This is a genomic window from Arcicella aquatica, from assembly GCF_034928825.1.
GTDB classification, from domain to species: Bacteria; Bacteroidota; Bacteroidia; order Cytophagales; family Spirosomataceae; genus Arcicella; species Arcicella aquatica.
The window spans coordinates 165,937-180,019 of record NZ_JAYFUL010000002.1 but is presented as its reverse complement, the minus strand read 5'-3'; the positions used below and the strand labels follow the sequence as shown (position 1 = coordinate 180,019).

Annotated in this window: 9 protein-coding genes; 5 read left to right on the top strand and 4 right to left on the bottom strand. The window is 36.0% G+C overall.

Features of this window, described 5'->3' with window-relative positions; genetic code table 11:
* Window positions 1-215: 215 nt before the first annotated feature.
* From VB264_RS02740 to VB264_RS02725, 4 genes are read right to left on the bottom strand one after another with little or no spacing between them, the layout of a single operon-like run.
* A complete protein-coding gene (locus VB264_RS02740; protein WP_323246544.1) occupies window positions 216-1,568 on the bottom strand; it encodes a DUF3526 domain-containing protein in 1,353 nt (450 codons plus the stop codon).
* A 1-nt stretch (window position 1,569) separates the two neighbouring features.
* On the bottom strand, window positions 1,570-3,015 hold the full coding sequence (locus tag VB264_RS02735) for an ABC transporter permease (protein ID WP_323246542.1): 1,446 nt from the start codon (window positions 3,013-3,015) through the stop codon (window positions 1,570-1,572).
* 6 nt (window positions 3,016-3,021) lie between these two features.
* Window positions 3,022-5,472, bottom strand: coding sequence for a TonB-dependent receptor (locus tag VB264_RS02730; protein WP_323246540.1), 2,451 nt, complete (start codon window positions 5,470-5,472; stop codon window positions 3,022-3,024).
* 32 nt (window positions 5,473-5,504) lie between these two features.
* Window positions 5,505-6,200: an ABC transporter ATP-binding protein gene (locus VB264_RS02725; protein WP_323246538.1), complete on the bottom strand. Its 696-nt coding sequence runs from the start codon at window positions 6,198-6,200 to the stop codon at window positions 5,505-5,507.
* A 114-nt stretch (window positions 6,201-6,314) separates the two neighbouring features.
* Between VB264_RS02725 and VB264_RS02720 the strand changes: the two genes are divergently transcribed.
* The 5 genes from VB264_RS02720 to VB264_RS02700 all read left to right on the top strand — a co-directional run bounded on the left by VB264_RS02720 (window position 6,315) and on the right by VB264_RS02700 (window position 14,059).
* Entirely contained in the window at window positions 6,315-6,758 is a 444-nt protein-coding gene (locus VB264_RS02720; RefSeq protein WP_323246536.1) for a DUF3299 domain-containing protein, read from the top strand.
* Between the two features lie 226 nt (window positions 6,759-6,984).
* Window positions 6,985-7,578 (top strand): RNA polymerase sigma factor, encoded by a 594-nt coding sequence (locus VB264_RS02715; protein WP_323246534.1) that lies wholly within the window; start codon window positions 6,985-6,987, stop codon window positions 7,576-7,578.
* A gap of 199 nt (window positions 7,579-7,777) precedes the next feature.
* Complete coding sequence (locus VB264_RS02710; RefSeq protein WP_323246532.1) at window positions 7,778-8,896, top strand: FecR family protein; 1,119 nt, start codon at window positions 7,778-7,780, stop codon at window positions 8,894-8,896.
* 157 nt (window positions 8,897-9,053) lie between these two features.
* Complete coding sequence (locus VB264_RS02705) at window positions 9,054-12,407, top strand: TonB-dependent receptor (RefSeq protein WP_323246531.1); 3,354 nt, start codon at window positions 9,054-9,056, stop codon at window positions 12,405-12,407.
* Window positions 12,408-12,418: 11 nt separating this feature from the next.
* On the top strand, window positions 12,419-14,059 hold the full coding sequence (locus VB264_RS02700; protein ID WP_323246530.1) for a RagB/SusD family nutrient uptake outer membrane protein: 1,641 nt from the start codon (window positions 12,419-12,421) through the stop codon (window positions 14,057-14,059).
* The last annotated feature ends 24 nt before the right edge of the window (window positions 14,060-14,083 follow it).

Sequence of the window (14,083 nt, the reverse complement as noted above, 5' to 3'; positions counted from 1 at the left end):
TTCAATATTGAAATTGTCCATTGATTATTATTGAAGTTGTTTACACTTTCCCTTTCGGGTTAAACTAAGTCTTTTAGCATAGCTTGTTCCAAAATTTACTCAACGTAGCGATGCTATGCTTCGCAAATTTTGAAAAAATCAATCCAAAAATCCAACACTTTCACCTCAGAAACGGAAAGTTTAAACAGCTTCATTGATAAGTATAGAACCTGAATTTATAACGAATAAATATTTCTCCTAAAATTCACCCATCCCAACCAGCTAAAAAGTAACGTAAAGGCAAATAGAGAAAGATAGGATGTCATACTACCTACTACTGTTTTATCATTAAATGTTTCTATGTTAAACTTGCTCCATTTTTCACTAGCAACAGGCAATTCACTGAATATTTTTGGATAAAAATAAAGCCTCATTTTTTCGTGAAATCTGCCAGTTTCATCCATAAAGTGTAATTGATTAGCTAAGCTAGATTGAGCAATCTCATTGAGCTGAAGCTGTGTATGTAGTGTAGGGATAAACTGTGCTATATTGGCACTTGCAGTATTACGTTGTGCTAATTTTTGTCGTAATTCCTTTACTTGTGCCGAGGCATCATCGTCACCCATTTGTTGCATGGCATAATACCAAAGCCAACTAAATTCTTTGTTAGGCAATGGATATTTTTTGAATTGTGGATAATGTGCGTAAAACTTATTCATCGTTAAGTTTTTATCCATATCCCATTTTTCATGATATCCTTTTCGTTGTTTCACCGTTGTTGCTAGGGCTTCGGGCACGGGATATTTGTTAATCAGATAATTGTTGACGGTAGCAGGTAAAATAATGATGAGGGATATCCAAACAGAAAGTAGAATAACCGCATTTGTGTTAGAACTCCTTTGGAGAGATGCCACCCAAAAACAAAGTCCAAACCAAAATAAAATGTATAAAATAGAAATACTCAAAAATGCCCAAAAGGTTTTTTCGAGGGGTATTGCTAACAAAGGAATAGCCAACAAAAGTATGAAAAGTAATGCACCAATAAGGATTAGCAATCTGACAAAAAATAGTTGGATCACAAACAAAAAAGGATTTTTACTTTGTATCGCCACTATTCGCCAAGTACCATTTTCTTTTTCTTCAGAAATAATATTATAAGTGAAAGCAATGATGAGTAGTGGGAATAGGAAAATCAACACAAAACTAAAATCAATATTGCCAAGTAAAAGGTTATTGGGGTTATTCAAATCAGCATCATATTTCTGTGCTTCTAAACCACGAATTGTGATGCTCTGGATAGATGGATTTACATCTCGTTGACCAATTGACAACCCATTAATAGGGAGGGTATTATTGACCAACGAGAATTTTAAGTAGTATAATAAAAGTCCTATTTCATCTTTATGGAAATTTACATTTCTTTCAATATATTCTTTTTGATAAGCCTCTGTTTCAACAACACTTTGTTGCTGTTTTTTTATAAATTGCTTACCTATAAAAAGACTAATGATACCAGCTACCAATAAAAAAATCAAACCAATTTTTACGCCATTTGACCGTACAAAATTCTTAAATACTAAAACTATCATATTAAATTGCTTTTAGGGTTTTAGATAGAAGTCTGATAAAAAATAGTAATAGCCCAATCCAAAAAATAAAGGCAATGATAGAAATAATTTCGTTGCTGAAAACGGTTTCTACGCCCGAGGATTTATATTCAAACTCTTGTATTTCAGCCCAATGCTTTTTGTCAATTTTATAAGGCTGGTCGACAGGAGGTTTTTTATTACTGATGTATTTAATTTGAAGGGCATTCATTTCCTGAGCCATTTTGTAGCGATATTGTTCTGCTTGTTGCTGAAAATCTATGTATGAAGCAAAATCAGTGTTCGAAAGAGCCATAGAAAGGTTTTTTATCGCCATAAAAGGGTCTAAAAAAGCCATTGCTTTAGAAAAACTATTTTGCCGTTCATAAATAGCCAATAATCTATCTAAGTGTTTACTGTAAATAGTAGCACTAATTTTTTCACCTTCTGCCATCACAAAACCACTATAGTTGAAAGGGAGTTTATTCACAGAATCAACTTTGTACGTTCGTAAGAGGGAATCTTTTAAACTTTTGTAATGTGGGTCGTCGGGGTTATGGCTATCGCCTTCTTTTAGAATGTCATTTTCGATCGCCGCATTGAATGTTACTTTTGAAGGAGCCACATATAAGTAAGCACCCAAGGCTTGGGAACCTCTGGGAAGTACAATAGTAAGCATTAACCAAATGCCAATCAATGATGTGAGAGCTGTTTTTGAGGTTTTGCTAATGGCAGATATCAATATGGCTATCACGCAAAAAATGACCAAATAGATAAAATATACCAGAATAAGCAATAAGAGCCTGATGGTTTCATCTAGCGAAATACTCATATCTTGTAACAACCACCAAAGAAAAATAGTAGTGAGTATGATAGGAATAAAAAGTGTCATTACTACTCCAATAATTCCAAGACTTTTACCGACTATTAGTTGTTTCCAGCTTATACCTTGGCTCAATAGTATCTTTAAAGTACCATTTTCTCGTTCAGTAGCAATACCGCTAAACCCAAGAAAAAAGATGAGTAAGGGTAATAGAATCTGCAAAACCATAGCGATACTAATTTCACCAAAACGTAATATTCCTGTAGAAAAGCTAGCCTCAGAAAAGTTGACACTATTCTGTTTATGTGCTTCTAAAAAGATGGTATTGCCATAAAAGCTTTCCATTCCAAAATCAAAAACACTTAAAGGAGCTTTTGGACGAAAGGCAAAATGCCCAAAATGTGCCATCCGATGTGGATGTTTATCGGGATTGCTTAGCCAATCTTTTCTGGCTTGTTCTTGATATTTCGAGCTTATTTCATTTTGATTTTTAAAATTTATCCAGCCCGAAAAAGCTGCATAAATCAATAATAAGCCAATAAAAATAGTCAAGGTGAATACCGCCTTATTTTTAAAGGCGGTATTCCAAAAATGTTTGGCGATTAAAATTTCAGCACTAGATAACATATTTTCTTAAAATTTGTAGGTCAACGTAAGTGTAGTGTTTCTAGGTGAACCCGGGAATAAACGCAGATAGTTTTGAGCACCCAACCAATAAGTGGTATTGAATACATTGCCAGCATTTAATGCTACCTGTACATTACTCTTGTTTGGAGTGTAGTACACTGCGGCGTCAAAAACGGTAAAAGCGGGCACTTCAAAAGCACGTGTAAACCACGGTATTTTATTGCCTTGGTGTTGTAAGCCAAAACCAATTCCTAGGTCTTGTAAAACAGAAGTTGATTTAAAATTGTAGCGAGTCCAAACATTGAAGCTATTTTTAGGCGTATTTTGTTTCCGAGCACCAATCAACGACTCGTCTCTGTCATTGATAATGATGGCATCTATGTAACTATATGAAGCATTAATTTGCCAATTCGGATTAATATAACCTGCAATGTCCCACTCTAATCCACGACTTCTTTCTGCTCCACGAGTTACCAGTAGGTCTGGATTCGTAGGGTCGTTGGCATTCATAAGGATATTTTTTTGATTGATTTCGTATATTGCCACATTAAGCCTAACTCTATTATTAAACAAATCGGTTTTTATACCAATCTCTTTCAGATCACTCTTCAATGGGTCGAATTGACTACCAGCAGGCAATGACCCCGTTTGTGGCATGAGTGTTACAGTGTTTGACTGCGGCTGAAAGCCTTCTAAATAAGTACCGTAAACATTAATAGCTTTGTTGATAGCATAAGTAAGGCCTATTCTTGGTAATAGGGCAGTTTTTTGTACAGTTAATGGGTTATTAGCTTGGTAATTGGTAATATCTTCAAACCATTCGTTTCTTAAACTGAGCAAAACCGTAAATCGATTCCATTGTAATTGTTCTTGAATATAAATGGCATTGGTGGTAGTGAGGGCAGGAGGTAGTGCCGTACGTACATTCAAATTATAGTCTTCTACGTTTCTGATGGTATAGGTAGGATTATTCAAATCAAAATGATTGACATTGGGTTTGGGCAATACTTTTCCATCAACTGTAATGGTCTGGTAGTTAGCCGCATTTGCCAAGACAAACGTGCTGGCTACAGTCCCATTGTTGAGCAAGAATCCTCTTGCTGCATTTTGTCCACCGCCCTTTAATTTTTGCCAACTGTTTAAATCATAGCCGACCAATAATTTATGGTTTGCTTGACCTGTTTTAAAGTCAAAATTGAAATAACTGTTTAGGTTATCTATGTTCCAATACTGCTGACGCTGAATAAACTGCATGGCCGCTAAGCTACTAACAGGTTGATTAGCAATATCTACAGCAAAAGCATTGGTCGTACGGTGTTCTTGTAGGTTTTCCGTCCATGACTGCTTCATATAAGAAGTATTGAAGCTAATATTAGGTGTAAACTTATGAGAAATATTTCCCATGATAATTACCTCTTTTGATTTAAAGAAGTCGTTTGGTGCACCTAAATTCAGACTAATTGGTGTACTGTTCAAATCAGTTTCGCCTGCTTTTGCACCAAAAATAGGCTGCCCACGGTCTAAGTTGCCATTCATATTGCTGAAAATTAATTCGGCATTGATAGCTGTTTTGTTATTAGGAATATAACTGAATGAAGGAGATATTAAAACAGATTTATTACCTACTAAATCTCTATATGACCTAGCTTCTTGATAAGCCGCGTTTACTCTATACAACAATGTTTTAGCATCATTCAATGGCCCTGTAAAATCAAGGGTTCCTCTAAAAGTACTAAAACTACCTACGCTCATACTTACTTCTTTTCTATCAATTGCCAAAGGCTTTTTAGTAACTAAATTGATACTCCCGCCAGGATCTACCGATGAAAAAGTAGCACTAGCAGGCCCTTTTATTACTTCAACTCTTTCGATGTTTGTTGTCAAAGGTTGCAAGAAATAGTACTGACGAGTACGCATCCCATTGATAATTTGTCCTTCTTCGTTTTGACTAATTCCTCTGATGGTATATTGATTATAAAAACTTGAAGGAATTACCCCACTAGCGATTTTTACAGCATCGGCTAAATAAAAGGCCTGTCGGTCTGCCATTAATTCCTTGGTCACGGTAGAAATAGACTGTGGAATATCTTTATTCAAAGCCGATGTTCTGGTGGCTGAAAAAGAGTATTCGCTGTTGTAGTCTTTGGCAACTCTGCCTAATACTTCAACCGTTTGCAATTCTTTTGTTTCAGGAGTTAGTTCAATAGTAAGGAAACCACCATTGGCTTTTATCTGATAGGTTTTATACCCTATAAATGAGACCAATATTGCGCCTTTGCCTGCAAGTTTGAAATTCCCGTCGATATCTGTAATTGTGCCTTTCTCTGAATGGATAAATTTGACAGTAGCTCCCGATATTTTATCACCAGTGTTGGTGTCAGTAACTTTTCCCGTGGTGATTTGCGCTTGAAGGTAAATAGAGGTCAATATCAATAATATAGTAAAGAGATGTTTCATGTGGGCTTTGTTAGGATGAAAATTATTTGATTTTATACTGTTTGCAAATACAACTGTTCCAACTCGTTAGCTGAAATATCTTTGGCATCAATCACCGAAACCAAGTTGCCTTCTTTCATGATACCGATGCGGTGTGCTACTTCTTTGGCACGGAAAATATCGTGTGTAGCCATCAAAATGGCGGTTCCATTGGCTGAAAGTTCTTTGATAATATCCGAGAATTCGTTTGATGCCTTTGGGTCTAATCCAGAAGTAGGTTCGTCAAGCAACAAAACTTTGGCATTTTTAGCAATGGCTATGGCAATGCCTACTTTTTGACGCATGCCTTTTGAATAACCTCCTAAATCTTGGTGATGGGCAGTTTCTTGAAGTCCTGCTTTACTTAAAAAAGACTTCAATTGCTCTTTTGAATACGAAAAGCCCGCTAATGCACTAAAGAAATCAAGGTTTTCAATGCCTGTTAGGTTGGGGTACAACATTACCGTTTCGGGGATATAGGCTAAGTGCTTTTTAGTTTCTAGGGCATTATCTGCCACGGAAATTCCATTAATATTAGCTGAGCCACTACTAGGGCTAATAAAGCCTAGAAATAGATTGATTGTAGTCGTTTTTCCAGCACCATTTTGCCCTAATAAAGCAAATATTTCTCCTGCTTGTATTGTTAGATTCAGCCTATTCAGTGCGGTGTGGTTGCCATAAGTTTTTGATAAATTTTTAGCTGTTAACATATTGTGGTATTTGTATTTTTTTTGCAACAATGATGCAAATGTAGTTAATTATTTTAATTGCAACGTAGTTGCAATTAAAATAATATTGTATTTTTGAAGAAAAACTTACGAGACATGGGGAAGCAAATAATTATTATAGCAATGCTTTTAGCAGGTATCCAGCTTGCTACTGCACAGGGATTTGACACTAAAAGAATAACATGGAATGATTTGAAGGATGTGCGTTTTAAGAAACGACTTAATATTGAATTAGGGATGTTTTTCCTTTATCCGACTTTTGGACCGAAAGTAGCAGTACTTGATGGCAGAGAATTGATTATTAAGGGTTATACCATTCCTATTGATACTGAAGGCACATTTGTGGTGTCACAAAATCCGATGGCAATGTGCTTTTTTTGTGGTAAAGCTGGTCCAGAATCTATGATTCAGTTAAAATTTGCCAAAGCACATCATTTTAAAACTGACGAAATCCATAGTTTCAAGGGGAGGCTCAGGCTAAATACTAACAACGTAAACGAATTAAATTATATTCTTGAAGATGTTGAGATAGAGGATTAATACTACATAATCGATGATTTAAATGACAATCTGAATAGTATTGAAGCCTAGGATTTTGTAGATTATACACTCTATTTGCGAATGATTGATGAGCAAGATTTAGTAAAGTAAATAGGTTTTAGAATTTATTTATAGCACTTTGTCTAAGATAAATGGACAGAGAATAACATAAAGTATTGTTATTTTTAGATATTGTTGGTTATTTCGTGTAAATATTGCTTAAAAAATGACCAACCCCATAAAAAGTACACAACTATCGCAAGAACAATTGCTCTGGAATCATTTCAGAGCAGGTGACGAAGTGGCTTTTACACAATTATCTAAGCAATATTATAAAACGTTGGTGCATTATGGCAGAAAGTTTACATCCAACAATCAAATCATTGAAGATGCTATTCAAGACCTATTGATAAAACTATGGATTCGCCGTGCTTCTCTCAATGAAGTAGAATCTGTAAAATTTTATTTATTAAGGGCTTTTAGAAACCAACTTTTCAAAACCTTACAACTTTTCAAGGCTGTGCCTTTAGAAGATGATTTTAACGATATTCATGTGGAGGATTCTTCTGAAATCTCTTTTATCGCAGAAGAATCCTCTAATAGTATCAATAGCAAAGTATCGTCTTCGTTAAAACAGTTGCCAGAAAGGCAACGCGAAATCCTGTATCTTCGATTTTACCAAGACCTTCGGGTGGAGGAAATCGCTCAATTACTTCAAATAAAACCACAGTCTGTCAGTAATACTATCCAGAGAGCTTTAGCCACTATTCGCGAAAACTGGGAACTTGTGTTATTACTATTCTGCTGGTTTACTTTCTGATATTTTACGTCCTCCCTCATGATATCTCCCTTAATAGCATTTTAAAATTGGTTTTTAGCAAACCGAAAGGCTTGATAATTAGTGGAATACGAAGTCAAAAAAAAGATTTGTATAATTTTATTAAAAAATTGTCTTTTTTGTGAGTATCCAGTGCCCTCTTTTGGGATGTTAGCATTAGAACAGCTATTTCAAGCATTTTATGATAACTAATAAAGAATTTCAAGAGCTATTGGAAAATCCAAGTTTCAGGACTTGGGTATTTGATAGAAATTCACAAGATGGTGCTTACTGGACATCTTGGATAGCAGCAGATATAGATAGAAAGGAACTTGTAGAACATGCCCGAGATTTCTTATTGTCGATACAAGGGGAAGTTGTTGATTTGGAAGACCAATATATTGATTCTCAGATTCAGAAAGCACTCACCGAAGCTAAAAAACAAGAGCATTTACTAGAAGAAGTAGTAGAAATATCTGAGGTGGTTCCGCTTTGGACAAGATATTGGGCAGTAGCAGCTTCTATTATCGTATTGATAGGTGTAAGTTGGTTTTTGTTGAATAAGAATGAAGCAAAACAAGAATATGCGTTATACCAAAAACATACTTCTGATGCAAAAGCTAATAATGAGCTTGTGGAGGTGATTAATGATGGAAAAAAAAGTAAGCTGGTACAGTTGCCTGATGGGAGTTCAATTATCCTACAAAAAGATAGTCGATTAAGTTATCAGAAAGCATTTAATGGTACCAAAAGAGAAGTTTATTTAATAGGGGAAGCCTTTTTTGAAGTAGCTAAAAATCCTGAACGTCCATTTTTTGTATATGCCAATGAATTGATTACCAAGGTGCTAGGGACAAGTTTTACCATAAAGGCTTTTGGAAAAGATAAAGACATTCGGGTAATTGTAAAAACAGGGAAAGTATCGGTTTTTACCCAACATGATGAAAGTGCTTCACAGCTCAAAAATAATAGAGAACTAACGGGGATGGTTTTAACGGCTAATCAACAGGCTATCTACCAACGTCAGGAAATCAGGCTAGTGAAAGCTATTGTGGATAATCCTGTGATATTAACATTACCTATTGAAAATCAGAAGTTTGAGTTTAATGCAACCCCTATTTCAGAGGTATTTAGCATCCTTGAAAAATCGTATGGAGTAGATATTGTTTATGACGAAGAAGTAATGTCTAAATGTAGCATTACGGCAAAATTGGGTGATGAACCTCTTTTTGAAAAACTAAAATGGATTTGTTCGATTACAGAAGCTAGCTATGAGGTTTCGGATGGGCAAATTATTATTTCTGGTAAACCTTGCAAGTAATTTAACATGAGTACTACATAATCAATAAAAAAGGTGAACGATGTTGACGCATCATTCACCTAGAATGTCCCCTTCGCTTTGCTTCGACACAAACATCCAGAAATGGATGAGGGGATTCCTTTGCCAATTCTTTCCAACTAACAAATTATTCAAAAGTATGAAAAAAAAGTTACCATCGTATCAAATTTTACGAAAAATCATGAAAATCAGTTTACTGCAAATCGCTTTATCTGTTTTGTGCATGAGCTTCTCATTTGCTCATGATACTAAAGCTCAAGATTTGTTGAACAAGAGAGTGACGCTCCATTTGAAAAAGAATGAAGTAGAGGATGTTTTACAAAAAATTGAAAAGATAGTAGGAATCAATTTTATGTATAGTCCCGAGTTGATTGAATCAAAAAGAAAGGTTTCAATTGATGCAGAAGGCAAGCCACTTTCTGAGGTTTTGACTGACTTTTTATCTCCATTAAGTATTAATTATGAAGTATCAGGACAGCAAATTCTTTTAAAAAGAAAAAACGAAGTTCCCTCAGAAAACAAAATCAGTACCGTACAAGAGTCCGAAAAAATTGAGGATGTAATAACGGGTACTGTCACGGATGATAAGGGGGAAGCACTTGTTGGAGTAAGTATTTTAATAAAAGGAACAAGCAGAGGAACTACTACCGACCCAAGTGGAAAATTCAAATTATCGATTCCCAATGAACAAGCCGTTTTGGTATTTACTTCTGTGGGATATTTAAAAAGCGAAGTTGTTGTTGGCAAGCAAACTTCACTGAATGTAGTTTTAAAGGCAGATATTGGCAATCTTGATGAAGTAATTGTAGTAGGTTATGGTACACAAAAGAAAAGTGAAATTTCTGGGGCAGTGTCTGTCGTAACACCCAAAGAAATAAGTCAGAATCCTTCTCCAAACCTTAGTAATTCATTAGTTGGACAAACCGCAGGGCTTATTGCTACGCAGCGTTCAGGGGAACCGGGCAAAGATGCTTCTAATATTTATATCAGAGGTATTGGTACTACAGGAGATGCTTCGCCAATCTTTGTTATTGATGGAATTGTGCGTTCTTCTAGCGATTTTGCCCAGTTAAATTCTAGTGAAATTCAGTCTTTCTCTATCTTGAAAGATGCTGCAAGTGCTGCTGTTTTTGGGATTCGTGCGGGTAACGGTGTAATTCTTGTGACTACTAAAAGAGGTGCAGAAGGAAAAATGCAAATCAATTTTTCTTCTAACATAGGGATACAAGAAAGAACCAGAAACCCTCAATTTCTGAATTCATACGAATTTGCATCATTATATAATGAAGCTTTGGCTAATGAAGGAAAATCTCCACTTTATACCGAAGACGACTTACAGAAGTATCGCACACATTCAAGTCCTGATACACATCCAGATTCCGATTGGTTTTCTGTATTGAAAAAAAGTGCTTTAATGCGTAGTTACAACCTATCAGCTTCAGGTGGGTCGGATAAAATACGCTATGCTACTTCCTTTGGTTATTTAAAACAAGAAGGTATCATTCCTTCAAACGTATTCGATAGATACAATTTTAGGACTAATATTGATGCTAATGTTACCAGTACTACCAAGCTATCATTTGATATTTCTGGTAGAGATGAAAAAACTAATAATGTGGCATCAACAGAGGTATTTCGTTGGATGTCTGGAACGCCACCCAATAGAGCACCTATCCAATGGTCGAACGGACAGTATTCTAATGGACCGTCTTATTTAACCTTACCTGATAATGGATACAGAAAAACTGGCATACAGTCGTTCAGAGGGAGAATAGAATTAGAGCAACAATTGCCATTTATACCTGGTCTATCAATAAAAGGAATAGCAGCTTACGACAAAACTTTTACGGGAGATAAAAACTGGACTTTTACAAAAATTCCATTTTATAGCAGAAACCCAGATGGAACTTTTGTAGAAGGAGCAAAGGGTGCTAGTTTGTTGGAACAAAGAAATTATGATGACCAATCGATAACGTTAGAAACACACTTGAACTACAAAAAGACGATTGGATTAAGTGCATTATCAGGGTTATTATTATATACACAAACAAAACAATCATGGAATTCATTATGGGCGTCTAGAGATGGCTATAATTTAGGGATTGATGAGCTGAATTTTGGTGCGGCCGCCAACCGTAACAATAGTGGTTATTCGGGAAGTAGTGGACGACAAGGGATTGTAGGTAGATTTAATTGGTCTTACGATGACAAATATACGATTGAAGGTAGTTTTAGAGCCGATGGTTCAGAGCAGTTTGCTAAAGGAAAACGTTGGGGCTTTTTCCCTTCAGTTTCGCTAGGGTATGTAATATCACAAGAGTCATTCTTGAAAGAATCTTCAACGATTGATTACCTAAAGATTCGTGGGTCTTACGGTATTTTAGGAAACGACCGTTTGGGTAGCCAAAGATTCCTTTATCTACAATCTTACTATGTCAATAGTTCAGCGGTTTTTGGTAATGGAAACGTACAACCGGGGATTGATGAAGGGCGTTTGTCTAATCCAGATGTAACCTGGGAAACTGTTAAAAAACTTAATATTGGTGTTGACGGAACGTTTTGGAAAGGTAAATTGACGACCAGTGTTGACTATTTCTTTGATAAAAGAAGCGATATTCTAGCCGATAGAAACCTTTCAGTGCCGGGTCTTTTGGGTATTGGATTACCTATTGAAAACCTAGCAAAAGTTAATAATGGAGGGATTGAAATAACCGTAGGTCATAAGAATAGAGTAAACAAAGATTTACGTTATTCGATGAGTGGAAACTTCACTTTTGTGAAAAACAAAATTATTTTCATTGATGAAGCTGATTCAGAAAATCCAAACATCAAGAGAACAGGTCAACCACTTAATACACAATTTGGACTTAGAGCGATAGGAATATTCCAAACTCAACAAGAAGTTGATAACGCACCAACCCAAATAGGAAAGACGGCCCCTGGCGATATTCGTTTTGAAGACATCAACAAAGATGGTAAAATAAACGACCTAGATAGAGTACCTATCGGAAAATCTAATACGCCAGAAATTATTTTTGGATATAACGGTAACGTACAATACAAAAACTTTGAATTTTCATTCCTATTTCAAGGAGCTACCAATGTGAACCAATATTATGCAGGCGAAGGTGCATGGCCATTTTTTGTAGGGGCGGGTGCTTTGCAATCAAATTTGGATCGTTGGACGCCAACAAACCCTAATGCCAGTGAGCCACGTGTACTAATTGATGTGAGTAACCTTAACCACAGTGAATCTTCATTCTGGATGAAAGATGCCTCGTATATACGTCTTAAAAATATAGAATTGGCGTATAATCTTCCTGTAGATAAATTAAAGCAAAAATTCATTAAAGGCTTACGCATTTATGTCAATGCCAATAACATTGCTACGTGGTCGAAGATAAAAAATTATGACCCTGAAAATGCAAGTGGTAGAGGGTGGGATTACCCACAATTCAGAATATGGAATGCAGGAGTAAACTTTAAATTTTAGAAGACATCAAGATGAATATAATTATTAAAAAAACAATATTACGTCAATGTACGCTAGTGGCGTGCATCTCAATACTTTTAGGTTGTGATAGCGGTATCTTAGACCAAGTGCCTAAAGATTCGCTTACAGAAGAAACAGTTTGGACTGACCCACAAGGAGCAACACAGTTTGTTAATGCCATTTACGGACGAATGCCTTCAGGCTTTGACCGCAACTACCAAGGCTGGGCAAAGGGGCTTTATTTGTTAGATGGTGTTTCGGATGATGGCGAAGTGTGTATGCCTTGGACGCATTCTAACGAGTTACAATCGGGTAATTTTTTACCTTCTGGAACTCCTTGGGGTGAAACATGGGGTGATTATTATGCCTTAGTCAGAAAAACAAATGTTGCCTTAGAGAACCTTGGAAGACTAAAAGATGAAACCCTGAGGAATCGACTTTTGGGAGAAACCTACTTTTTAAGAGGGTTTATTTATCATGAACTTTTGAGATTATACGGACAGAAATCTACAGGTAGCGAACCTACAGGAGTACCATTAATCAGTAAAAGCTTGACACTTAATGATAATTTCCAATTACCGAGAGCTACTTATGACCAAGTGGTAGATTTTATCTTGAGCGATATGGATAAGGCGGCTTCATTATTACCTAAAAAAGGAGCTATTGAAGCAGGTAGAGCAACATCTGGGGCGGCAAATGCATTAAAAAGTCGTGTGTTATTATATGCCGAACGTTGGGCTGCGGCGGCAGATGCGGCCAATAAAGTAATTAATACTGACTATACGTTGTTTAGTGATTATAGAACCTTGTTTCTTGTAAAGAACAATAATGAAGTTATATTTGCGAAGAAATTTCAAGCACCTGATAAAGTTCATTATGGATTGAATAACGGATTTGATGTTGTTAATACACCACCTTCATTCAAAGGAGGTAGTGATGCAGGATGGGGTGGTAATGTACCTACTCAGAATTTCGTAGATTCTTACGAGATGATTGATGGAAAGTCTCAAACTACTTCTCCTTTATATAAACCAACTGATCCTTATACGAATCTTGACCCTCGTTTTGAAGCAACAGTAGTACATAACGGTTCTACTTTCCGTGGAAAAGTAATAGAATTGTTCCCTGGCGGAGGAGATGTAACTGGTAAGCCTGAAGATACTAAAACAGGGTATATCCTGCGTAAATTTCATGAAGAGCAATATGTTATTTATACAAAAAGTAGTGACCAAGATTGGATTTTTATGAGATATGCAGAGGTTTTATTGAATTATGCAGAAGCTAAAAATGAAGCATCTGGTCCTGATGCAACGGTATATAATGCCCTCAATGCTATCAGAAAAAGAGCAGGAATGCCAGATTTAGAAGCAGGACTTTCAAAAGAACAAATGCGTGCTAAAATCAGAAATGAGCGTAGAATTGAATTAGCCTTTGAAGAACACAGATTCTTTGATATTCGTCGATGGAAAATAGCTGAAAGCTTATTGAATGGACCTTTGTATGGGATGAAAGTGACTAAAACGGGTAATACGCTTACTTATACAAAGTATGCTTTTGAGACACGAAGTTTCCCATCTAAATTATATGTGTTACCGATTCCACAATCAGAAATAGATAAAAACCCAGCGGCTAAACAAATAGCAGGGTGGTAATTATTTCAATGAAGCTGTTTAAAT